The 23449-nt window shown below is 61.3% G+C and carries 19 protein-coding genes; 4 read left to right on the top strand and 15 right to left on the bottom strand.

Annotation, left to right across the window (positions count from 1 at the left end):
* Positions 1-239: 239 nt before the first annotated feature.
* The 12 genes from RQ865_RS05805 to RQ865_RS05750 form a co-directional block, all read right to left on the bottom strand.
* The gene (locus RQ865_RS05805) at positions 240-476 is read right to left on the bottom strand and encodes a hypothetical protein (protein ID WP_311478175.1); all 237 of its coding nucleotides are present in this window, start codon (positions 474-476) and stop codon (positions 240-242) included.
* A gap of 34 nt (positions 477-510) precedes the next feature.
* Positions 511-972 carry a hypothetical protein gene (locus tag RQ865_RS05800; protein WP_311478174.1) on the bottom strand — a complete coding sequence of 154 codons (462 nt, stop codon included), beginning with the start codon at positions 970-972 and terminating at the stop codon, positions 511-513.
* On the bottom strand, positions 969-1859 hold the full coding sequence (locus RQ865_RS05795) for a hypothetical protein (protein WP_311478173.1): 891 nt from the start codon (positions 1857-1859) through the stop codon (positions 969-971). The genes RQ865_RS05800 and RQ865_RS05795 overlap by 4 nt, the downstream gene beginning before the upstream one ends.
* A gap of 111 nt (positions 1860-1970) precedes the next feature.
* Positions 1971-2198, bottom strand: a complete 228-nt coding sequence (locus RQ865_RS05790) for a hypothetical protein (RefSeq protein WP_311478172.1) — start codon at positions 2196-2198, stop codon at positions 1971-1973.
* Positions 2199-2442: 244 nt separating this feature from the next.
* Positions 2443-3633 (bottom strand): elongation factor Tu, encoded by a 1191-nt coding sequence (gene tuf / locus RQ865_RS05785; protein WP_311478171.1) that lies wholly within the window; start codon positions 3631-3633, stop codon positions 2443-2445.
* Positions 3634-3783: 150 nt separating this feature from the next.
* Complete coding sequence (gene fusA / locus RQ865_RS05780; protein WP_311478170.1) at positions 3784-5898, bottom strand: elongation factor G; 2115 nt, start codon at positions 5896-5898, stop codon at positions 3784-3786.
* A 120-nt stretch (positions 5899-6018) separates the two neighbouring features.
* A complete protein-coding gene (gene rpsG, locus RQ865_RS05775) occupies positions 6019-6489 on the bottom strand; it encodes a 30S ribosomal protein S7 (RefSeq protein WP_311478169.1) in 471 nt (156 codons plus the stop codon).
* Positions 6489-6860 (bottom strand): 30S ribosomal protein S12, encoded by a 372-nt coding sequence (gene rpsL, locus RQ865_RS05770; protein ID WP_201517567.1) that lies wholly within the window; start codon positions 6858-6860, stop codon positions 6489-6491. The genes rpsG and rpsL overlap by 1 nt, the downstream gene beginning before the upstream one ends.
* Before the next feature lie 279 nt (positions 6861-7139).
* A complete protein-coding gene (locus RQ865_RS05765) occupies positions 7140-8312 on the bottom strand; it encodes a hypothetical protein (protein WP_311478168.1) in 1173 nt (390 codons plus the stop codon).
* A gap of 169 nt (positions 8313-8481) precedes the next feature.
* Positions 8482-12321 carry a DNA-directed RNA polymerase subunit beta' gene (rpoC, locus tag RQ865_RS05760; RefSeq protein WP_311478167.1) on the bottom strand — a complete coding sequence of 1280 codons (3840 nt, stop codon included), beginning with the start codon at positions 12319-12321 and terminating at the stop codon, positions 8482-8484.
* Positions 12322-12369: 48 nt separating this feature from the next.
* Complete coding sequence (gene rpoB, locus RQ865_RS05755) at positions 12370-15864, bottom strand: DNA-directed RNA polymerase subunit beta (protein WP_311478166.1); 3495 nt, start codon at positions 15862-15864, stop codon at positions 12370-12372.
* Between the two features lie 298 nt (positions 15865-16162).
* On the bottom strand, positions 16163-16882 hold the full coding sequence (locus tag RQ865_RS05750; protein WP_311478165.1) for an MBL fold metallo-hydrolase: 720 nt from the start codon (positions 16880-16882) through the stop codon (positions 16163-16165).
* Between the two features lie 115 nt (positions 16883-16997).
* Between RQ865_RS05750 and RQ865_RS05745 the strand changes: the two genes are divergently transcribed.
* Positions 16998-17960, top strand: coding sequence for a DUF368 domain-containing protein (locus RQ865_RS05745; protein ID WP_311478164.1), 963 nt, complete (start codon positions 16998-17000; stop codon positions 17958-17960).
* Here RQ865_RS05745 and RQ865_RS05740 read toward each other — a convergent pair.
* From RQ865_RS05740 to RQ865_RS05730, 3 genes are all read right to left on the bottom strand, one after another.
* The gene (locus tag RQ865_RS05740; RefSeq protein WP_311478163.1) at positions 17957-18940 is read right to left on the bottom strand and encodes a diaminopimelate dehydrogenase; all 984 of its coding nucleotides are present in this window, start codon (positions 18938-18940) and stop codon (positions 17957-17959) included. The genes RQ865_RS05745 and RQ865_RS05740 overlap by 4 nt on opposite strands.
* Positions 18941-19183: 243 nt before the next feature.
* Entirely contained in the window at positions 19184-20656 is a 1473-nt protein-coding gene (locus tag RQ865_RS05735) for a catalase (protein WP_311478162.1), read from the bottom strand.
* An 80-nt stretch (positions 20657-20736) separates the two neighbouring features.
* A complete protein-coding gene (locus RQ865_RS05730) occupies positions 20737-21213 on the bottom strand; it encodes a Fur family transcriptional regulator (protein WP_311478161.1) in 477 nt (158 codons plus the stop codon).
* 178 nt (positions 21214-21391) lie between these two features.
* Here RQ865_RS05730 and RQ865_RS05725 point away from each other — a divergent pair, with 178 nt between their 5' ends.
* The 3 genes from RQ865_RS05725 to RQ865_RS05715 all read left to right on the top strand — a co-directional run bounded on the left by RQ865_RS05725 (position 21392) and on the right by RQ865_RS05715 (position 23421).
* Positions 21392-22252 carry a fused MFS/spermidine synthase gene (locus RQ865_RS05725; RefSeq protein ID WP_311478160.1) on the top strand — a complete coding sequence of 287 codons (861 nt, stop codon included), beginning with the start codon at positions 21392-21394 and terminating at the stop codon, positions 22250-22252.
* Between the two features lie 104 nt (positions 22253-22356).
* On the top strand, positions 22357-22929 hold the full coding sequence (locus RQ865_RS05720) for a tetratricopeptide repeat protein (RefSeq protein ID WP_311478159.1): 573 nt from the start codon (positions 22357-22359) through the stop codon (positions 22927-22929).
* 9 nt (positions 22930-22938) lie between these two features.
* Complete coding sequence (locus tag RQ865_RS05715) at positions 22939-23421, top strand: SprT-like domain-containing protein (RefSeq protein ID WP_311478158.1); 483 nt, start codon at positions 22939-22941, stop codon at positions 23419-23421.
* The last annotated feature ends 28 nt before the right edge of the window (positions 23422-23449 follow it).

Below are 23449 nucleotides of genomic sequence, written 5' to 3'. Positions count from 1 at the left end.
TGATTCATCGGTTCCATCCTTGCTTGAAGAACGGAACGAAACCCAGGGCGATTCATAGCTCGGGTGGCCGCCTGCCTCAGCCAGTTTGTATGGCACGCCGGTCTGCACGTGTCCACTGGCGTATCCTTCGCCGGTGATCTTGGGAAGGTTGTCGGCGCTAGCCGAGACGGTCCAGTTATCGGAGCTAAGCGGTGTGATGAAGTCGAATTTGTCGCTCTCGTCAACCTTTTTGACCAGTGTCAGTGTCGAACAAGAAACGCTGTTGGTGTACTCAACTTTGGTGAGTTCACGGTCGAGCGTGCCCTGTAGGCGGCAGCAGCGTCGATGGGCCGGGCAAGCGTTTCATCATTAATCTTGGTGATTTCTTGTTTCACCGAGCACAGCCCATATTCACCGTTGAGCTTTACAGTTTCGTTGAGTTCAAACGGCGCCCCGTGTTCACCGGATTGGGTTGTACCCCATTCAGGTTCGGTCACCGCGTCACCATTGATGGTGATTGACGGTGCAGCTTCAAGCCCCCTCGGGAGCTTCGCTATCGGGAACGAGCGTGCCGCCGTTAATCACCCAGTATTTGTCGACCTTGATGCCGGCAGCTTTTGGCGTATTGACGAAAGTGCACTTGATGGCTGGGCTACCGTCAGGAATCGTGATCGTGAACGATGCCCTGTCGTTGGTGTTCGTGAGTGAAACATCGTCGAATATCGACTCGGATGAGCCATCGAGGTATGTTGCACGGCAAGTGAATTTGGTGTCATATTTCCGCAGGTCAGACTTTGATCCAGGCGCCATGCTTTCGCTCAGCACGTACTCGCCACCGGCGCGAACAATCGTTGGGTAGATTTGCTGGTCTTGCACACCCAGCGTGTCACCCGCTGTCGTGACTTCAACGAAGGGGTCTTCGGGGTCTGCGGTTTCGGCAATTGTCAAATTGAACTGGCCGTGAACGTCAGCGCGGCCTTGCACATCCTTCACCAGTTCAATCGTGGGGGTGAAACACATGATGCCAGGTCTCGACTGCCGCCGATCGAACCCGAAAACAGCTCAATCGTCTGCCAGTTGGTGGGGTCGACTCGATATGCCGTCACGCGGTTGCTAACAAACACGGTGCCGTCTTGATCAACCGCCATACCGTTGAGCGGCGCGCTCGTGTGGAAGGTGCGAACGGCTGTCTCGCTCGTTTTCAGGTAGCGTCCATCGGGATTGCCCAGTTCTGCCCGGGGAACGGTGACAAACCGCACTCTTGTCTGACCGTTATAGGGCTGTGTGGCGTGCAGCAGGTAGAGGTTTCCGTGCACATCGAAAGCCATGTCACCGTTCGAAAGGCCGCCCGCGTTCTGGTCGCGAATCTTGACCAGCCCCACCTGTTCAATTCGGACTGTGTTTACGTCGTAGCGAAACACTTTAAAGTCGAGCTGATTGGGCCCCCGGGTGTAGCCCCCAAAGTAATAGTTACCCGATACCGGATCGACTGCGCCGGCAATATTTGAGTTGGTGATACCGGTCTCGTACCAGTCCGTGCGCGGCTGCGCGGTAACCGGACTGCCCACATATTCGAGGATGCGCACCTGCGACAGCCTGCCCGTGCCCGGCCTGCGGTCGTACGCGAAGATCGGTGTGCCGTTAGGGCCGATCGCCAATCCGTTCGTATCGATGCCGCCACGGTAGTTGCTGAACTGACTCACCTGAGCTCGCCCGCTCGATACATCTATGCGCCAAATCGAACCGTCTGCGTATACCGAATAGAACACGCCCGGTTCGCAAGTTGCGATTTCGTCAGGGGGTGCCGCTGCACGGGGCTGAATATTCGGCACGCCCTGTGCGCGTGACTGCACCGACTCGATGTTTTCTTCTTCGACCACCGAAACGTCTTCTTCGCCCAGGGCGTCTGGATCGTCGGCTGGTTCGCTTTCGGGCGCTTCGGTAGGCGCATCTTCCTGCGGCGTCGACTCGGGGACCTGCTCGGTAATCGACTAGGCGATGGTGGGTTCGTCGACCGGGTCAGCTTCTTCTGCCAGCACCGCCATTGGCATCGCGAGCACGAGCGCTGCGGCAGTGGCCGCCGTCACCAGCGATTTGAGTGCCTTCACGCGAGCCAAGCCGGCACGGCGAATATTTTTGCGCCAGTCAGCATCCTGACGTTCACCAACACCATGATCTCTGTCATCACAGTGCTTGATCGAACCGTCGTAGCGTGACATGACACCTATACTCCCGCTTTTGAGCCTCGAAAGCGTTTCAATCTCACTCTCGTTTAGCTCAGATCTCTTCGGAAGTTAGGCCACCACATAGCTTGCCAACCATGTTGCAACCTGTCTGTATGGCCCACAGCTTACACACAGGTTTCAGCTTAAGCCAGTGTTATGCGTCTATGTGTGCTTGTGCAACCACAAAAGGCGGGTGGCAACCCGAAGGTTGCCACCCGCCTTTGCGAGCAGTCGGTGACTACTTGATGATCTTGCTCACGGTGCCGGCGCCGACGGTGCGGCCACCCTCACGAATAGCAAAGCCGAGGCCCTCCTCCATAGCGATGGGCTGGATGAGCTCAACGGTCATCTCGACGGTGTCACCGGGCATAACCATTTCCTTGCCCTCGGGCAGGGTGATCACGCCGGTCACGTCGGTGGTACGGAAGTAGAACTGCGGACGGTAGTTGGTGTAGAAGGGGTTGTGGCGGCCACCCTCTTCCTTCGAAAGGATGTACGCGGTGCCCTCGAAGTTGGTGTGCGGAGTCACCGAACCGGGGGCTGCAACAACCTGACCACGCTCAACGTCTTCACGCTTGAGACCGCGCAGGAGCAGACCACAGTTCTCGCCTGCCCATGCCTCGTCGAGCTGCTTGTGGAACATCTCGATACCGGTAACGGTGGTCTTCTGGGTCGGGCGCAGACCGATGATCTCAACTTCCGAGTTGATCGACAGGGTGCCACGCTCGGCACGGCCGGTCACAACGGTACCGCGACCGGTGATGGTGAAGACGTCCTCGATGGGCATGAGGAACGGCTTGTCTTTGTCACGTACCGGGTCGGGAATCTTCTCGTCGACAGCTTCCATAAGCTCGAGGATCGAGTTGACCCACTTCTCTTCACCCTCGAGAGCCTTGAGGGCCGAAACACGCACGATGGGTGCCTCAGCGTCAAAGCCCTGCGAGTCGAACAGTTCCGAGATCTCCATCTCGACGAGCTCGAGGATTTCCTCGTCGTCGACCATGTCTGACTTGTTCAGTGCAGCGAGCAGGTAGGGAACACCAACCTGCTTGGCGAGCAGCACGTGCTCGCGAGTCTGCGCCATCGGGCCGTCGGTGGCGGCAACCACGAGGATTGCGCCATCCATCTGGGCGGCACCGGTGATCATGTTCTTCACGTAGTCGGCGTGGCCGGGAGCGTCAACGTGTGCGTAGTGACGCTTCGGGGTCTCGTACTCGATGTGCGAGACGTTGATGGTAATACCACGCTGGCGCTCTTCAGGAGCCGAGTCGATGGTGTCGAAGTCACGCTGGACGTTGACGTCCGACGGGTACTTGTCAGCCAGCACCTTCGAGATGGCAGCCGACAGAGTCGTCTTACCGTGGTCAACGTGACCGATCGTTCCGATGTTGACGTGCGGCTTAGTCCGCTCAAACTTGGCCTTGGCCACTGTGGGTCCTCCTCAGGACGGTTTCTTGGTAACGCTCTACGCTATCGCGAGAATCGTAACTTTGAAAAATTTGACAGTTGCTTAGTATACCCGGTCGCCGCCTGGACGAACGAGTGCAGGGGTTTAGCGCGTTGCGACGCAGGGCGTCAACTAGGCGCCCTTACCCTTTTCGATGATCTCGTCGGCGACGGCCTTCGGGACCTCCGCATACGAGTCGAACTCCATCGAGTACACGGCGCGACCCGAAGTCTTCGAGCGCAGGTCACCGATGTAGCCGAACATCTCCGAAAGCGGTACGAGTGCACGAACCACCTTCACACCCGAGGCGTCCTCCATCGACTGGATTTGACCACGGCGAGAGTTGAGGTCACCGATAACGTCACCCATGTATTCCTCAGGGGTACGCACCTCGACCTTCATGAGCGGTTCGAGCAGCGCCGGCGAAGCCTTTGCCGCGGCTTCCTTGAACGCCATCGAACCCGCGATCTTGAACGCCATCTCCGAAGAGTCAACGTCGTGGTAGGCACCGTCAACCAGGGTGGCTTTCACACCCACCACCGGGTAGCCGGCGAGAATACCCACCTGCATTGCATCCTGAATACCGGCGTCAACCGAGGGGATGTATTCCTTCGGCACGCGACCACCGGTAACGGCGTTCTCGAACTCGTAAATCTTGTCGCCCTCAACCTCGAGCGGCTCGAGCTTGATCTGCACCTTGGCGAACTGACCAGAACCACCGGTCTGCTTCTTGTGGGTGTAGTCGTAGCGCTCAACAGTGCGGCGGATGGTTTCACGGTAGGCCACCTGCGGCTTACCGATGTTTGCCTCAACCTTGAATTCGCGCTTCATGCGGTCGACCAGGATGTCGAGGTGCAGCTCACCCATACCCGAGATGGTCGTCTGACCGGTTTCGGGGTTGAGCTCAACGCGGAAGGTCGGGTCTTCTTCAGCCAGCTTCTGAATAGCGGTGCCGAGCTTCTCTTGGTCGGCCTTCGAGTTTGGCTCGATAGCCACCGAGATAACCGGCTCAGGGAAGGTCATCGATTCGAGCACCACGGGGTCGTTGATGTCACACAGGGTGTCACCGGTGGTGGTGTCTTTCAGACCGATAACGGCGTAGATGTGGCCGGCGATCACCTCGTCAACGGGGTTCTCTTTGTTGGAGTGCATCTGGAACAGCTTCCCGATGCGTTCCTTCTTACCCTTGGTCGAGTTGAGCACCTGGGTACCCGACGAAACCTGACCCGAGTAGACGCGAACGTAGGTGAGGCGACCGTAGAACGGGTGCACCGCAACCTTGAAGGCGAGTGCCGCGAAGGGTGCGTCCTTGCTCGAGGGACGCTCAACAACGGTCTCGGGGTCGTTCGGGAGGGTGGCCTTCATCGGGGGCACGTCCAGTGGCGAGGGCAGGTATGCCACAACGGCGTCGAGCATGGGCTGAACACCGCGGTTCTTGAACGCGGTACCGCAGATCACCGGGAACGCGTCACCGGCGATGGTCAGCTGGCGAATCGCAGCCTGAATCTCGGCGACGGTGAGCTCTTCGCCACCGAGGTACTTCTCGAGCAGCTCTTCACTGGTTTCGGCGATGGTTTCCAGCAGCTCGGCGCGGTATTCCTCGGCCTTGTCAACGAGATCGGCGGGGATTTCTTCAACCTCGGCGGGAGTTCCGGGTGACACAATGCCCTTGTCGTCGCCACGCCAGGTCAGCGCCTCCATCTTCACCAGGTCGATGACACCGATGAAGTCGCTCTCAGCACCGATCGGCAGCTGCAGCACCAGCGGCTTCACACCCAGGCGCGACTTGATGGTCTCTACCGAATGGTAGAAGTCGGCGCCGAGCTTGTCCATCTTGTTGATGAAGCAGATGCGGGGTACGTGGTACTTGTCGGCCTGACGCCACACGGTCTCCGACTGGGGTTCAACACCTTCCTTACCGTCGAATACGGCGACGGCACCGTCGAGCACGCGCAGCGAGCGCTCTACCTCGACGGTGAAGTCGACGTGACCGGGGGTGTCGATGATGTTGATCTGGGTGTTGTTCCAGTAGCAGGTGGTAGCAGCCGAGGTAATGGTGATACCGCGTTCCTGCTCCTGAGCCATCCAGTCCATGGTGGCCGCGCCGTCGTGCGACTCACCAATCTTGTGGTTAACACCCGTGTAGAACAGGATGCGCTCGGTAGTCGTGGTCTTACCGGCGTCAATGTGCGCCATGATGCCGATATTGCGGACCTTTGTAAGGTCAGTCTGCACTTCCTGTGCCACGGTGTCTCCCGTTTGTTTGATGTATGGGTTACTGCTCTAATTTCGCGATTCGAGTGGATTACTCCAACCGCAAACCGGCCGACAAGACTGCTTAGCATGTCTTGTTGACCGGCTTGAAAACTACCAGCGGTAGTGGGCGAAGGCCTTGTTCGATTCGGCCATCTTGTGCATGTCTTCGCGGCGCTTCACCGCGGCACCGAGGCCGTTCGACGCATCGAGAATCTCGTTGGTGAGACGCTCGGTCATGGTCTTTTCGCGACGAACCTTGGCGTATCCGGCGAGCCAGCGCAGAGCGAGCGTGTTGGCGCGGTGCGGCTTCACTTCAACCGGCACCTGGTAGGTCGAACCACCGACGCGGCGGCTGCGCACCTCGAGGGTGGGGCGAATGTTATCGAGTGCTTTCTTGAGCATGCTGACGGCGTCTTCGCCGGTCTTGTTGGCAACGTTCTCGAGTGCACCGTAAACAATGCGCTCAGCCTGCGACTTCTTGCCGTCAACGAGCACCTTGTTGACGAGCTGGCTCACTACCGGCGAACCGTAGACGGGGTCGATAACGACTGGGCGCTTCTGCGCGGGTCCCTTGCGAGGCATTACTTCTCCTTCTTGGCGCCGTAGTGGCTACGAGCCTGCTTGCGGCCCTTGACTGCCTGGGTGTCAAGCGCACCACGAACGATGTGGTAGCGCACACCAGGAAGGTCTTTCACACGACCACCGCGCACGAGCACCATCGAGTGCTCCTGCAGGTTGTGGCCCTCACCGGGGATGTAGGCGGTGACCTCAGTACCGTTCGACAGCTTCACACGGGCAACCTTGCGCAGGGCCGAGTTCGGCTTCTTCGGGGTGGTGGTGTAGACACGGGTGCACACACCGCGCTGCATCGGATTGCCCTTGAGCGCGGGCGAGTTTGAACGGCTCACCTTGGGCTTGCGGCCCTTGCGAACCAACTGCTGAATGGTTGGCACTTGGTAATTCTCCTTGATGGTGTATTGCTCTGTGTGATTGGCCGCGGCCAGCAGCTTCGGGCGTTCGCCCGGCTCACCGGCAATACGACAACATGCGATATCGCTGGTAAGTAACACGTCCTGCACGGACGTTCGGCGGCTACCTGCCGGGGTGTCACGAGAAGGCGACTCCCGCGGTGTATTTCAGGCACGCCGAGTCCGGCGCACCTGAACATGTTACCGGGGCGTCAGAATGCGGTCAAGCTTGGGATGCAATGCGGCGCCAGAATTGCTCGCGAACTATTCGACAACCGGAGTTTCGAGGTGTTGACGAGCCTGCTCGCGCTCAAACTCTACCCGCCGGTCATACTCGGCGAGTTCGTCTTCGTATTCACGGGTGAGCTTCGCTGCGCGCATCGCACTGATGCCACCAAACCAGGTAACCACCGGAATAGCGACCAGCGCGGCCAATAGTGCGCCAGGCAGGTGCACATAGTCGCGTAGCGCCTCCAGAAACACCTCGCCGGTGAATGGCTTGCCATCGAGCACCGCATTCAAGCCGAGGGCCGCATAGCAGGCTGCCGCTACCAGCACGGCCAACAGCTGCGAGGCGACAATATAGCCCCACCAGCGCGCCCGGTTCGCCAGCAGCGACCAGAACAAGAACACTACGAAGAACACCGCCACCGGTAGATAGAACTGCAGCAGGCCGACCATCTCCATGAGGCCCGTGAAAATGTCGAGATCGCGAGTAAACAGCTTGCGTGCAAGCGTAAACGCGACGGCGTAGCCCACCGCAAAAACTACGGTCGCAAACACCGACATCAGCACCGCGAAGCCGCGGTTGCTGGGTTTTTCAGGTTCGACGAGCAGGCCCTCGGTCATCGAAATGCCCAGCGGCGCGAAGGTTTCATCATCACTGGGATGCGCGGCTTCGCTATCGTCTGCTGCTACCGTTTCGTGGACGGCATCCTGTTCGAGCTGCTCGGTTGCCCCAGAAGCCGGCGTCTGCTGCGGTTCAGCAATATCTTCAACGGCAGCTGCCTGCTGCGGTTCACTCCCCGCCGCAGTCGCTGTCGCATCCTGCGCCTGCGGCGCCGTTGCCGGCACCGCTTCGCCATCGTCAGCCTCGGCTGCAGATACCTCATAGTCGCCGTCGATCGGCAGATTGCGCGATCGCTGCACGGCCTCGATGAGACGCTCATCCTGCGGCGGCGGGGCGTTTTCGAAACCGTGCTGCGCGGTCGCGGCAGCCGACTGTTCCGATGCCTGCTGAGCGGCTGAGGCGGCGGCATCGCCGGCAGCGTCGGTCTCCGCAGCGTCCGGTGCGGAAGCCTCGTCGCCAGCTGGCATGGCAAACACTCGCTGCTGCTCGTCGGTGGCCTGCGATTGATCGGCAGCGGGCGTGCCGGCACCGTCGTCGTGGCGCGGCCCGTCGTCATAGGGCTGAGGAGCACGGTATTCATCGGTCATGTAGGCCACACTATTGCGCAGGTGGCATGTTGCCGTCGTGCCGCGCCGGATGCGCAGCGCATCCGCGGGCTTACATCTGCACGCCCGCAGCAACCACCAACGCGAGCGGGGCCCGCGCCCCAGGCGCGAACCCCGCTCCAGCTCAGCTACAGATGAGCGAGCCTGCCGTCTAGTCGAACTTGATACCGAAATCGCTATCGGCTCCGAACGAGTCGAAGTCGGCAAACGACAGATCGGTGTCGTAGTCGATGTTCTCTTGCTGGTAGGGATACCGCTCGGCAATCGCCTCTTCAGTGGCCTCCACCACCTGGTCGGAGTACTCGTTGAGTCCGGTACCGGCGGTGATGAGGCGACCGATAATGACGTTCTCTTTGAGCCCGAGCAGTGGGTCGGTTTTCTGTTCCATCGCAGCCTGCGTGAGCACGCGGGTGGTCTCCTGGAACGAGGCGGCAGACAGCCACGATTCGGTAGCGAGCGAGGCTTTGGTGATACCCATCACCTCGGGACGACCCGAGGCCGGGCGGCGTCCCTCGGTGACAGCCTGTCGGTTTGTGGCCTGGAAACGCTGACGGTCAATCAGCTCACCGGGCAGCATGTCGGTGTCGCCCGACTCGTTAATCGTCACCTTGCGCAGCATCTGGCGCACGATCACCTCAATGTGCTTGTCGTGAATCGGCACGCCCTGGCTGTTGTACACCTCCTGTACACCCTCCACGAGGTACTTCTGCACCGCTGCCGGGCCACGCACCTCAAGCACATCCTTCGGGTCGAGCGGCCCCTCAACCAACTGCTGACCGGGCTCAACTCGAGTGCCCTCTTCAACCAGCAGTTCGGCGCGCTTGGTCACCGGGTAGGTGATGGGCTCTTCGTCCTTGTTGTCGGGCGTGAGCACCAGCTTGCGCTGTTTTTCGGTGTCTTGGATGCTGATGATGCCGGCCACCTTCGCCAGCGGCGCGGCACCCTTCGGGGTACGAGCTTCGAAGAGCTCCTGCACACGCGGCAGACCCTGGGTGATGTCTGCGGCACCGGCAATACCACCGGTGTGGAAGGTACGCATCGTGAGCTGGGTTCCGGGCTCACCGATCGACTGGGCCGCGATAATACCGACGGCTTCACCGAGGTCGGCGAGCTGCGATGCCGACATCGAACGGCCGTAGCACTTGGCGCAAACACCAACCTGCGACTCACAGGTAAGCACCGAACGCACAACCACCTCGCGCACGCCGGCGGCAACAAACTGCTCGATGAGCACGTCACCGACGGGGTCGCCAGCCTGAGCCAGCACATTGCCCTCGGCATCCTTGACATCAACCGCCAGGGTGCGGGCATACACCGAGTTCTCGACGTTGTCAGCCAGCTGCACTTCACCGGTCGCATCGGTCTGCACGATCGGCAGGGTGAGCCCCTTGCGCGTGCCACAGTCGAGCTCGCGAATGATCACATCCTGCGAAACGTCGACCAGACGACGGGTGAGGTAACCCGAGTCGGCGGTCTTCAACGCGGTGTCGGCCAGACCCTTGCGTGCACCGTGGGTTGACGAGAAGTACTCGAGTACGGTCAGACCCTCGCGGTACGAGTGGATGATCGGGCGAGCGATCTTCTCACCCTTCGGGTTTGCCACGATGCCTCGCATACCGGCGACCTGACGCACCTGCAGCCAGTTACCGTTCGCACCTGCGGTCACCATGCGGTGAATCGAGTTGGTGTCGGGGAACTGCTCGCGGGTGTCTTCGGCCACGCGCTCGGTGGCGTCTTCCCACATCGCAATGGTCTTTTCGCGGTATTCGGCCTGCGAGATCAGACCCATAGTGTAGTCGTCACGCAGTGCGGCAACCTTGGCCTCGGTCTCGGCAACGATGCTCGCCTTGGTGTCGGGAACCACCACATCGCTGATTGCGAGTGAGATACCCGAGCGGGTTGCCCAGTAGAAACCAGCGTCCTTGATCTTGTCGAGGGTGCTGGCGACCACATCCTTGTCGTAGCGCTCGGCGAGGTAGTTCACCACACCCGAGAGCTGACCCTTGGTCATCACCTGGTCGAGGTAGGGGTAGTCGTCGGGCAACAGTTCGTTGAACAGCGCCCGACCGAGCGTCGTTTCGCGCACGGTCGGCACATCGGCACCGCCCGTGAGCCGGATCTTGACCGGGGCGTTGAGGTGCAGCGTGCCCTCATCCATGGCCAGAATTGCTTCGGCAACCGACGAGAACGACCGGCCTGCACCCTCCACATCGTCACGCTGGAAGGTGAGGTGGTAGAGACCGGCAACCATATCCTGCGAAGGCAGGGTCACGGGGCGACCGTCCGAGGGCTTGAGAATGTTGTTCGAGGCGAGCATGAGGATGCGCGCCTCTGCCTGGGCCTCAACCGACAGCGGCAGGTGCACTGCCATCTGGTCACCGTCAAAGTCGGCGTTGAACGCCGCACAGGCAAGCGGGTGTAGCTGGATAGCCTTACCCTCCACCAGCTGCGGCTCGAAGGCCTGGATACCGAGACGGTGCAGGGTGGGGGCACGGTTGAGCAGCACCGGGCGCTCGCTAATGACCTGTTCGAGCACGTCCCACACCTCGGGCTTGGCGCGCTCAACGGCACGCTTGGCAGCCTTGATGTTGGATGCGTGACCGAGGTCGATCAGGCGCTTAATCACATAGGGCTTGAACAGCTCCAGCGCCATCTGCTTGGGCAGACCACACTGGTGCATCTTCAGCGTCGGCCCCACGATGATCACTGAACGACCCGAGTAGTCGACGCGCTTACCGAGCAGGTTCTGACGGAATCGACCCTGTTTACCCTTGAGCATGTCGCTCAGCGACTTCAGGGCCCGGTTGCCCGTACCGGTCACCGGGCGACCGCGACGACCGTTGTCGAACAGCGCGTCGACCGCTTCCTGCAGCATGCGCTTCTCGTTGTTCACGATGATCTCGGGAGCAGCGAGGTCGAGCAGGCGACGCAGACGGTTATTGCGGTTGATCACCCGACGGTAGAGGTCGTTGAGGTCGCTGGTTGCGAACCGGCCACCGTCGAGCTGCACCATCGGGCGCAGTTCGGGCGGAATGACCGGGATGACGTCGAGCACCATAGCTTCGGGCTCGTTGTTGGTGCTGAGGAATGCGGTGACCACCTTGAGGCGCTTGATCGCGCGGATCTTCTTCTGGCCCTTGCCGGTCTGGATCTGCTCGCGCAGCATCTCAGCTTCGCTTTCAAGGTCGAAGTCGCGCAGGCGGCGCTGAATCGCTTCGGCACCCATGTGGGCCTCGAAGTAGTCACCATAACGGTCGACGAGCTCGGCGTAGTCGGCGTCGTCGGCGCGCAGTTCACCAACCTTGAGTTCTTTGAAGGTTTCGAACACGCGCTCGAGCTGCTGGATCAGCGCGTCAGATTCTTTGCGGATGCGAGCGAGTTCTTTGTCGTTCGCATCTTTCGCCTTGCGCTTCTGGTCGGCGGTGGCGTCATCAGCTTCGAGCTCGGTGAGCGTCTTTTCGAGCTCGGCGAGCTTGTTGTTGATCTGCGAGTCACGTGACTTGCTGATTGTTTCGAGTTCGAGACGCAGCTCTTGCTCGAGTTCGTCGAGGTCGTCGCGGCGGCCCTCTTCATCGATCGAGACGATCATGTAGGCGGCGAAGTAGATGACCTTTTCGAGGTCTTTCGGTGCCATGTCGAGCAGGTAGCCCAGGCGTGAGGGCACGCCCTTGAAATACCAGATGTGGGTCACGGGTGCGGCGAGCTTGATGTGCCCCATCCGCTCGCGTCGCACCGACGACTTGGTCACCTCAACACCGCAGCGCTCACAAATAATGCCTTTGAAGCGCACGCGCTTGTACTTACCGCAGGCGCACTCCCAGTCGCGCGAGGGGCCGAAGATCTGTTCACCGAACAGACCGTCCTTCTCGGGCTTGAGGGTGCGGTAGTTGATAGTTTCGGGTTTCTTAACTTCACCCTTCGACCACGCGAGGATGTCGTCGCTGGTCGCCAGCCCGATGCTGAGGCTGTCAAACTTTGTTGCGTCGATCAATTCTGATTTCTCCCTAAATCTGAACGCGATTCGATTCTCAGTACCGGACTAGATCTCTTCGACCGAGGCAGTCTCGAACCGGCTGGAGATATTGATGCCGAGCTCTTCGGCGGCGCGGTAAGCGTCGTCGTCGTTCTCTTCGAGGCTGACGGTTTGGCCGTCCATGCCGAGAACTTCGACGTTGAGGCACAGCGAGCGCATTTCGCGCACGAGCACCCGGAACGACTCGGGAATACCGGGCTTCTGGATGTTGTCGCCCTTCACGATCGCCTCGTATGCCTTCACACGACCGACGATGTCGTCCGACTTGATGGTGAGCAGCTCCTGCAGGGTGTAGGCGGCGCCGTAGGCTTCGAGCGCCCACACCTCCATCTCACCGAAGCGCTGACCACCGAACTGGGCTTTACCACCCAGTGGCTGCTGGGTAATCATCGAGTAGGGGCCGGTCGAACGGGCGTGGATCTTGTCGTCGACGAGGTGGTGGAGCTTCAGGATGTACATGTAGCCCACCGACACCGGGTCGGGGAACGGTTCACCCGAGCGGCCGTCGAACAGGCGGGTCTTACCCGACTGGTCGATGAGCCGGTCACCGTCGCGGTTCGGACGGGTTGACCCGAGCAGACCGGTGAGTTCTTCCTGGCTGGCGCCATCGAACACCGGGGTGGCCACACGGGTGCCGGCCTCAACGTGGTAGGCAGCCTCGGGAAGCTCGGCAGCCCAGTCGGGATTGCCCTCGATGTCCCAACCCTGCGAAGCGGCCCAGCCCAGGTGCGACTCCATGACCTGACCAAAGTTCATTCGCTTCGGAATACCCAGCGGGTTCAGGATGATGTCGACCGGGGTGCCGTCTTCGAGGAACGGCATGTCTTCTTCGGGCAGGATCTTGGCGATGACGCCCTTGTTACCGTGGCGGCCCGCGAGCTTGTCACCCTCGGTGATCTTGCGCTTCTGGGCAATGTAGACGATCACGCGCTGGTTCACACCCGAACCTAGCTCGTCGTCGCCGGCCTCAACGTCAAACACCTTGACACCGATGACCGTTCCCTGCTGACCGTGAGGCACCTTCAGCGAGGTGTCGCGCACCTCGCGGCTCTTCTCGTTGAAGATGGCGCGCAGCAGACGCTCTTCGGCACTCAGCTCGGTCTCACCCTTCGGGGTGACCTTACCCACGAGGATGTCGCCGGGGCGAACCTCGGCACCAATGCGGATGATGCCACGCTCGTCGAGGTCTTTGAGCATGTCTTGCGACACATTCGGTAGATCGGCAGTAATTTCTTCTTTACCGAGCTTGGTGTCGCGTGCATCCACCTCGTATTCCTCGATGTGGATCGACGACAGCACATCGTCTTTCACGAGGTTCTGGCTGATGATAATGGCGTCCTCGAAGTTGTGACCCTCCCACGGCATGAATGCCACGAGCAGGTTCGCACCCAGGGCGAGTTCACCCCGGTCGGTTGAGGGGCCGTCGGCGATCACTTCACCAACCTCAACACGGTCGCCAGCTTTGACGATCACGCGGTGGTTGTAGCAGGTGCCGGCGTTGGAGCGCTGGAACTTACGCAGGAAGTACGACTCGCTGCCACCGTCATCGGTCTGCACGGTGACCTGGTCGGCCGAAACCGAAGTGACCACACCGGCGTTCACGGCGGTGACCACGTCACCGGCGTCAACGGCCGTGTAGCCCTCCATACCGGTACCCACCAGCGGAGCCTGAGCGCGCACCAGGGGCACCGCCTGACGCTGCATATTGGCACCCATCAGGGCACGGTTGGCGTCGTCGTGCTCAAGGAATGGAATCAGCGAGGTACCCACCGACACCATCTGGCGCGGCGAGACGTCCATGTAGTCGACCTCGTTTGCGGACACGAGCTCAACCTCGCCACCCTTGGTGCGCACGAGCACATTGTCTTCAATGAAGCGACCGTTCTCGTCGATGGGGGCGTTTGCCTGCGACACCACGAAGTCGTCTTCTTCGGCAGCCGTGAGGTAGTCGATCTCGTTCGAGACCACGCCGTCTTTGACGCGGCGGTATGGGGTCTCGATGAACCCAAACGCGTTGATGCGCGCGAAAGTTGCGAGCGAACCGATCAGACCAATGTTGGGGCCTTCGGGCGTTTCGATAGGGCACATGCGGCCGTAGTGCGAGGGGTGCACGTCACGCACCTCAACACCGGCACGCTCACGGCTGAGACCACCCGGGCCGAGCGCCGAGAGGCGACGCTTGTGGGTGATACCGGCGAGCGGGTTGTTCTGGTCCATGAACTGCGACAGCTGCGAAGTTCCGAAGAACTCCTTGATAGCTGCCACAACAGGGCGCACGTTGATGAGCGACTGCGGAGTGATCGCGTCGACTTCCTGGGTGGTCATGCGCTCGCGCACGACCCGTTCCATGCGGCTCAAGCCGGTGCGCACCTGGCTCTGGATGAGCTCACCAACAGCGCGGATGCGACGGTTACCAAAGTGGTCGATGTCGTCAACATCGAGCGGGATGTCAACAATCTCGCCACCGTTGCGGGTGCCGGGGATGCTGGTGTCACCCTGCTGCAGCGCAACCAGGTATTTGATGGTGGCGACGATGTCTTCTACCGAGAGCACCGAGTCGGTGATAGGGGCTTCAAGGCCCAGCTTGCGGTTGAGCTTGTAGCGGCCCACCTTGGCCAGGTCGTAACGCTTGGGGCTGAAGTAGAAGTTTTCGAGCAGCGCGCGGGCAGCTTCTGAAGCCACCTGCTCGCCCGGGCGCAGCTTGCGGTAAATGTCGCGCAGTGCGTCTTCTTGTGTCTGAATTTTCGGGTCGTCTTTGCTCAGCGTTTCGAGCAGGGTCGGGTAGCCGGCGAACTCGGCGCGAATCTCGTCTTCGCTGAGCCCGATCGCGCGCAGGAAAATGGTGATCGACTGCTTACGCTTGCGGTCAACACGAACCGAAACGAAGCCTTTCTTGTCGACCTCGAACTCGAGCCAGGCTCCGCGCGAGGGGATCACGCGCGCCGAGAACACGTCGGTGTCACTGTTTTTTTCGGGGGTGCGTTCGAAGTAGACACCGGGCGAACGAACCAGCTGCGACACCACGACACGCTCGGTGCCGTTAATGATGAAGGTGCCCTTGTCGGTCATCAGCGGGAAATCGCCCATGAACACGGTCTGGGTCTTGATTTCACCGGTCTCGTAGCGCATGAACTCGGCTTCGACATACAGCGGGGCCGCGTAGGTCTTGCCGCGTTCTTTGCACTCGTCGATCGAATACTTCGCTGGCTCAAGGTAGGGGTTGCGGAACGTCAGCTGCATCGAGCCGGCGTTGTCTTCGATCGGCGAAATTTCTTCGAAGACCTCGTCGAGGCCGGATGCGGTAGCCACATCGGTACGGCCCTGGTCGAGCTGGTAGGCAACGAGTGCCTTCCAGTCGTCGTCACCGACGAGCCAGTCAAACGATTCGGTCTGCAATGAGAGCAGGTCTGGCACCTCGAGGGTGTCAGCGATCTTGGCAAACGAGAGTCGTTGTGCCAAGCGGCCCGACTTGGGCGCAGGTGCGTTATTCGCAACAGCCAATGGAAATACCTCCGCAGTCCCCCGGCATGGAGGGGACGGTCTCGCATCGATTCGTGAGGGTTGGCTACATCGCCTGGCTGTGCGATAGATTCATGCTGAACGCCGAAAGCGGGATACCGGTGGCCGAACTGCGATGAACCGCACTGCCAAGCCCACCGCAATATGAAGGCATGGAGCGACGAAGCGCAAGTAGTCATTATAAGACTGAATGCCGAAAAATACCAGAGAGAACGCTCTCGATCTGGTATTGGGGTCTATCGTAGCGCGATCTGCGGCGCTGAGCCACCGAACTGGTCAGCTAATCGTCGCCGAAATAGCGGTCGTCGCTCGGGTTCGCTGGCGGCAGGCCACCAAGCAATCGCCAGCGGTTGAGGAACCCGCGCTCCCGACCGATCGTCGACGGCAGCCCGTGCCCCGGATAGAACACGGTTTCATCCGGAAACCGCCGAAAAATTCGCTCCACACAATCGGTGAGCAGCTGCCGATACCGCTCGGGATCATCCCACGTGTTACCGATCCCGCCGGGAAACAGCGAGTCGCCAGTCAGGATGCGGGTAGCCTCGCCCGGCTGCCGAATCACGACCGCAATCGACCCCGGAGTGTGGCCGCGCAGGCCAACAAGCTCAAGTGTCGTCGCACCCAGCTCAACCGTGTCACCGTGGTTCACAAGCCGATCGGTGGGCACCGGAATCTCTTCAGCATCCGCCTCGCCAGCAAGCGACGGCACCGCCAGCGCCGCCTTCACCTCCGCGAGCGCCTGCCAGTGATCGGCGTGTGAGTGCGTGGTGAGCACCCCCACCGGGGTAATCTCGGGGCGCCCAGCTCGCGCTGCCGACTCGCGCGCCGCGGCCACCAGGTCGAGCACATGCGGTGCTGCATCCGCCGCGTCTACCACCAGCGTTTTTCCCGACGCCGTGTCAACAACCACATAGCAATTGTTCTCAAAGTCGTTGAGTTCGGCGTAGTGAATCTCGATACCGCCGAATGCGTCCAGTTTGGGAACGAATGGATGCGTCATGCCATCCAACCTAGTGGCCGGTTGCTGACGATGCGCCAATGCCTCCGCAAATACAGCCACTACCGCTAGCCTGCTAATACATCCGCACCCAATCACGTGCAGCAGAAAGACCTCTATGACCCAAACAGAAACTTCCCGTCGGCCCCGCTATCTCATCCCCGTCGATTTCATCCGCGGCGCGCTAATGGGAATGGCTGAGCTTGTGCCCGGTGTCTCGGGCGGCACCGTCGCGCTGGTCACCGGCCTCTATGACGAACTCATCAAGTCGGCAAACCATGTCGTGCAGGGCGCGCGGGCGCTGTTCACCGGCCCCGAGCGGGGCAAGCGGTTCAGCTCTGAGCTGCGCAGCGTGAACTGGTGGATGCTGGTGCCGGTGCTGGTCGGTATGGCTACGGTGGTGTTCACCGTGGCCGGCTTGATGCACGATTTCGTAGCCAACACACCCGAGCACGCGCGCGGACTGTTCTTCGGCATGGTTGCCGCGAGCCTGATCGTGCCGCTGCAAATGGCACCGGCGCGAGTGAAGGGCCGCTCACCGGTGTGGGATTGGGTGATCGTTGTGGTTGCCGCCGTGGTGGCGTTCGTGCTGACGAGTTTCGCCGGCGGCCAGGTGATTGAAAACCCGGCACTCCCGGTCGTGTTCATCGCCGCCGCGGTTGCGATCTGTGCGCTGGTGATTCCTGGAGTTTCAGGCTCGTTCTTCCTGCTGGCGGTGGGGCTGTATGCACCCACGTTGCAGGCGGTGGATGACCGCAACTTCGTCTATCTCGGAGTGTTTGCGCTCGGCGCCATCGTGGGCTTGGCGGCATTCGTGAAGCTGCTGCACTATCTGCTGAACGAACACCGCCGCACCACACTGCTGGCCATGGCCGGGCTGATGATCGGGTCGCTGCGTGCGCTGTGGCCGTGGCAGACAGTCGGCGCCGCCGACGGTGACGGAGCCGGGATGCTGCTGGCCCCGACCGAACCGGTGCTCGGGCCGGTGCTGCTGGCCGCGCTCGGCGCGGCGATTGTGCTCGCGCTGATATTTGTCGAGAAGCTGTTGCAGCGCCGCGAAACGCAGCCGGAGTTCCGCTAGAGCGACCCGGCAACCAGCTCGTCAAGCGGCTGCGGCGCGTAGAGGTACGGTGGCACCTCGAACACTGTCACCGCACCCACGCGCCCAGCCGCATGCATCCGCGCTGCCGCACGGGCAGACGCCACGAGCATCGCGGCAGTGAAGTCGGGGTTGCGTTCGAGTTCGAGCGCAAACTCAACCGACGAGTGCGAACCAGCCAGATCACCGCTCGTGATCACGCGGCCACCGTGCGGCATACCGCTGTGATTGCGCGAAAACTCTTCGTCGCTGACAAACTCAACCGTGGTTTCATAGCCCACGAAATAATCGGGCATGTTCACGATCGTCTCGCGAATGCGGTCATGGTCGGCTTCATCAGCCACCACGACGCAGCGACGTGCGTGCGCCCGCTTACCCGTCGGTACCTCGGCGCCCGCAGTCTTCGCCGCCGCAACCGCGTCCTCGTTCGGCACGGTATATTGCACACCGCGAATCACACCGGGGATGCGCCGAATGGCATCAGAGTGACCCTGCGAAACCCCCGGGCCCCAAAAAGTGGCCTGCTGCGGTTCTGGGAAAAGCGCCGCACCAATCACTCGGTTCAGTGAGAACAGGCCCGGATCCCAACCGGTAGAGATCAGCGAGAGATTCGCCGCGGCGCGTGCGGCCGCATCCATCTTGGCTCGATGCTCGGGTATGAGCGCATGGTTGTCATAGGTGTCGACAGTGTTGAAGTGTGCCGCGTATTCGGCAGCCAACTCGGGAATATCGGTGGCACTGCCCAGGCACAGCAACAGCACATCAACCTCATCGGCATACCGGGCCGCGCCGGCAGCCGGGAGCACGCGGGTGTCGGTGTCGAGTTTGTCGCGTCGCGAGAATATGCCAACGAGATCCATATCGGTCTGACGCTTGACCAGGCGCTCGGCGCTTTTGCCAAGGTTTCCGTAGCCCGCAATTGCGACGCGGATTCGTGAGGTTTCTGACGCGGTTTGGTTCACCGGCGGTCCTTTCAACAGAAGTGAAAATTGGGTCGCCATCGTATTCCCCACAGCTGAATGAAACCCTCACCAACTTCACATTCCGGCAAGAAAATTTCCTCGCCGCAGCCAATTGGCTACCAATCTGTAAGGGTTTGCTAGGCACTGCATGGCAGCTCGCGCGGGCACCCGGCAGCATCCCGGAAAATGCCGCGCGGGGCTCGGCACAGTGGCCGAACCCCGCGGGCAGATTAGGTGATTGATCTACAGGCCGCGCTCTTTGCGAACCTTAGCCTCGATCTTGGCGCCGGTTTCTTCGTCAACGTTCTTCCAGTATTGGAAGGCGTTCGAAAGCACCGGCTCCTGCACGCTCATGAGTGCGCCAGCCACGGTGTCAACGAAACGCTCACGCTGTGCGTCGTCAAACACGCGACGTACCAGGTCGCCGGCCTGACCGAAGTCGTCATCTTCGGCGTGCAGCTCGTAGGCGCTGCGCACGAGCTCGCCGTCGGCCTCCCACGAGTTTTCAACCGGGCCGGTCTCGTCGGAGTGCGGGCGACCGAACGAGTTGGGCGCGTAAACCGGGGCATTGCCCGAGTGGTCGAAGCGCATATTGCCGTCAAAGGTGTAGCTATTGGTCTTCACCACCGGACGGTTCACCGGCAGCTGGTTGAAGTTGGTGCCGATGCGGGCGCGGTGCGCGTCGGGGTAGGCGAACATGCGACCCATCAGCATCTTGTCGGGCGAGATGCCGGTGCCCGGCACATAGTTACCCGGCGAGAAGGCAGCCTGCTCGATCTCGGCGAAGAAGTTGGCCGGGTTCTCGTTGAGCGTGAAACGGCCGACCTTGATGAGCGGGTAGTCCTTGTGCGACCAGGTCTTGGTGAGGTCGAACGGGTTGAAGCGGTAGTTTTTCGCTTCGTCGTAGGGCATCACCTGCATGTAGAGCGTCCACGAGGGGAACTCGCCGCGCTCGATAGCGTCGAACAGATCGCGACGGTGGAAGTCGGCATCTGTACCGGCGAGCTTCTCGGCTTCTTCGTTGGTCATGTTCTGCTCGCCCTGATCGGTGCGGAAGTGGTACTTCACCCAGAAGCGCTCACCCTCAGCGTTGATCCACGAGTAGGTGTGCGACGAGAAACCGTGCATGTGGCGCCAGGTGCGAGGCAGGCCCCGGTCACCCATGAGGTAGGTCACCTGGTGGGCGCTTTCGGGGTTCTGCGTCCAGAAGTCGAACTGCATGGTGTTGTCACGCAGACCCGAGTCGGGCAGGCGCTTCTGCGAGCGGATGAAGTGCGGGAACTTCATCGGGTCGCGCAGGAAGAACACCGGGGTGTTGTTCCCGACGATGTCGAGGTTGCCCTCTTCGGTGTAGAACCGCAGCGAGAATCCGCGCACATCGCGCCAGGTGTCGGGCGAACCCTGCTCACCGGCTACGGTCGAGAAGCGGGCAAGCATACGCGCCTTGGCGCCGGGCTGGAACACCTTTGCGCGGGTGTACTTCGAAACATCTTCGAGCACCTCCCAGGTGCCGAACGCACCCGAGCCCTTGGCGTGCGGGTTGCGCTCGGGCACGCGCTCGCGGTTGAACGCGGCGAGGGTTTCAACCAGCTGCACATCGTGCAGGGTGATGGGGCCGTTGGGCCCAACGGTCAGCGAGTTGCGGTCACTCTCGGCCGGTGCACCGTTCTGGCGGGTCGAGGGCAACGTGGGGTCGATATTGCTGTCAAGCGTCACGATTGTGCTCCTTTGTACTTGCGGACGAATACTGGGTTGGAAATTTGGGTGGATGGGGATGCCGAGCCACCGGTGAACCGCTACGTTCCGACTTCCGGAGATTCGAGCGCGTCCGTAGCGTCGGCGGTAGTACCGCGACACTGCGGGCAAATCCCAAAGTAGATGACATCGGCGGTGTGAACCTCAAAGCCGGCGTTGTCGCTCGGGGTGAGACAGGGGGCGTCTCCCGCCGCACAGTCGACGTCAACGATGGCACCGCAGTGTTTGCACACGAGGTGGTGGTGGTTGTCGCCGGTTCGAGTTTCGTAGCGTGCCGGCGAACCGGGTAGCTCAATACTGCGAACCAGGCCGTGCGACACAAAATCGTTGAGACTGACGTAAACCGCCTGCCGGGTGAGGTGGGGCACCTGCGCCGCCACCCGCTGATACAGCTCTTCAGCCGAGCTGTGCGAGTGCGCGTCGAGGTCATGCAACATGGCCACGCGCCGCGACGTCACGCGCAGCCCTGCCGCACGGAGGCGGTCGGGATACGGAACGTGCGTTGCTGGTTGCTGCATATTGCCATTTTACCGCGCTATTTTGAACCATTCAAAAGAACGCCCAGGTGATGCTCAGCTTCACAGCCCACGCGTGAGTTCGGCGGAACATTTCGCATCCAGGATGCTTCACAGCCCTCGAACCCGCGAAAAACGGTCAGACCTCACGCCTCCGACGCCGAACTGCGAGAATGCACGAGTGTCTCGCCGCAAACCCCACCCCAGCTCCGACCTCACCACAACGCTCGCCTCGGGCCGGCGGGCCTGGTTCGAACGCGAGGGTGATCGCTGGCAGCTGCACATCGACGGCACCCCGCAATCCGAGATCGATCTGTTCGACCCCACGCGGCTCGAGTTCGGGTACATCCGCCATATGGGTCACGCCCTCGACCTCGCGTTCACCGCGAAACGCGCCATCACCGCGGTGCATCTCGGCGCCGGAGCCATGACCCTCCCCCGCTATGTCGAGGCCACCCGCCCCGGCTCGCGCCAGCAGGTCATCGAAATCGACCGCGAACTCATCGATTTTGTGCGCCGAGTGGCTCCGCTGCCCGCTCACGCATCCATCCGCATCCGCTATGGCGACGCACGCGAACAACTCGCCCGGCTACCCGAGGGGCTGCGTAGCACCGTCCACGCACTCATCGTGGATGTATTCGCCGGCGACCACACTCCCCCGCATCTGACCAGCACCACCTTTTTCGAAGAGGTCGCCAGCCGCCTCGCGCCCGCAGGAATTGTGCTCGCCAATGTCGCCGACGGAGCCGGGCTCAAGTTTGCTCGCCGCGAGGTGGCAACTATTCGCGAAGCGATAGGACCGGTGACGCTGATTTCCGAACCGGCAGTGCTTAAGGGCCGCCGCTTCGGAAATATCGTGGTGGTGGCCGGCCGCAACGCACGTGAGTGGGATGGCCTGGCACGGCGCGTGGCTAACGGCTTCCCACCGGGCACGGTGGTCACCGACTCCGAGGCGGTCACCTGGATGCGCGGGGCCACACCGTTTAGTGATGCGGATGCAGTCGGCTCTCCCTCACCAGACGCCTCAGTTTTCATGCGCTGAACACGACCACCAATAGCTCCCGCGCCCGGCCGATATGCGCCCATATCGTGACCACGCCGACACCGCAACCGCGTTGTTACAGGAAGTGTCGATAACCTCGTGGCGTGTCTGACGCTCCAGCTCCAATGATTCTTGGTTACGACCCCGAGACGCTCCGCGAACGCATCAACCCGAATGCGGTGAACGCGCGTCTCGAAGAGATCGAGCAATTGCGCTCACTCTCGGCCGTGAACGAGCAGGTTGCGCTGCTGCGGATGCTGGGTCGCTTCGACGAGGCCTTCGACAAGGCGCAGGCTGCCTGCCGTCTTTCTCGGTTCACCGGCTCGCGTGAAGACTCACTGGCCGCGCGCATCCGCCGCGCGCAGGTTGAACAGTTCCGCGGCAACCTCGACCCGGCACTGCACGAACTCACCAACTGTGTCGAAGAGGCCATCGCGCACGAGTGGGCAGCACTGGCCGGGTTTGCGTTGCAGCATCGCGGCAAGGTGCTGTTCGATCTCGAACGCTACGACGAGGCGCTGGCCGATTTTGAGTCGGCACTCAAATACCGCGAAGAACACAGCGCGCCAGCCGATCAGCTCAACTCAACCAAGTTCGCGATTCGCGTCACACGCGCCAAGATCGAGGGTGATTCAGCACCCGACGAGGCGCTACCAGTTCACTCGATCGATTCGTAGCCCCGCGCGTTGAGCGATCTTCACAAGTTGCAGGAAATAGCCGAGCGGATGCTCGCGCAACACCTGGGCCCAAGCTGGTCGTTTGCCTACGACACGGCCAAACTGCGGGCCGGTAAGTGCGATTACACCCATCAACAAATTTCACTATCCCGCTATCTCGCCGCGCGTTATTCGGATGCTGAAAACGAGCAGACACTGCTGCACGAAATCGCGCACGCGCTGGCGGGGCCCGCAGCTGGGCACGGGGATGCGTGGCTGCGCATCGCCCGCAGTCTCGGTTACACCGGCGGGCGCACCCATGACGGTGAAGTGGCTCGCGAGTTTGCGCGCTGGGTGGGGGTGTGCCCGGCCGGGCACGAGATTGTGCGGTTCCGTCGGCCGTCAAAACCGGTGTCGTGTGCGAAGTGTTCGCGCCGTTTTGATCGCCGCAACCTCATCTGCTGGCGTGAGCGCACCGAGGCCGAGCGGGCGGCCGATCGGCCCGCATCCTGATGTTTCGCCAGCCAGACGGCCCTATCGT

Origin of the sequence: uncultured Gulosibacter sp., assembly GCF_963509965.1 — a bacterium.
Taxonomy (GTDB): Bacteria; Actinomycetota; Actinomycetes; order Actinomycetales; family Microbacteriaceae; genus Gulosibacter.
This window is presented reverse-complemented; position numbering and strand designations above follow the sequence as displayed.

Bases quoted from the DNA above. Each gene is read 5' to 3' on its own strand.
- RQ865_RS05745 (WP_311478164.1), top strand. From the start codon at position 16,998: ATGACCCAAACAGAAACTTCCCGTCGGCCCCGCTATCTCATCCCCGTC.
- rpsG (WP_311478169.1), bottom strand. From the start codon at position 6,489: ATGCCTCGCAAGGGACCCGCGCAGAAGCGCCCAGTCGTTATCGACCCC.
- RQ865_RS05790 (WP_311478172.1), bottom strand. From the start codon at position 2,198: ATGTCACGCTACGACGGTTCGATCAAGCACTGTGATGACAGAGATCAT.
- RQ865_RS05730 (WP_311478161.1), bottom strand. From the start codon at position 21,213: ATGCAGCAACCAGCAACGCACGTTCCGTATCCCGACCGCCTCCGTGCG.
- RQ865_RS05750 (WP_311478165.1), bottom strand. From the start codon at position 16,882: ATGACGCATCCATTCGTTCCCAAACTGGACGCATTCGGCGGTATCGAG.
- RQ865_RS05765 (WP_311478168.1), bottom strand. From the start codon at position 8,312: ATGACCGATGAATACCGTGCTCCTCAGCCCTATGACGACGGGCCGCGC.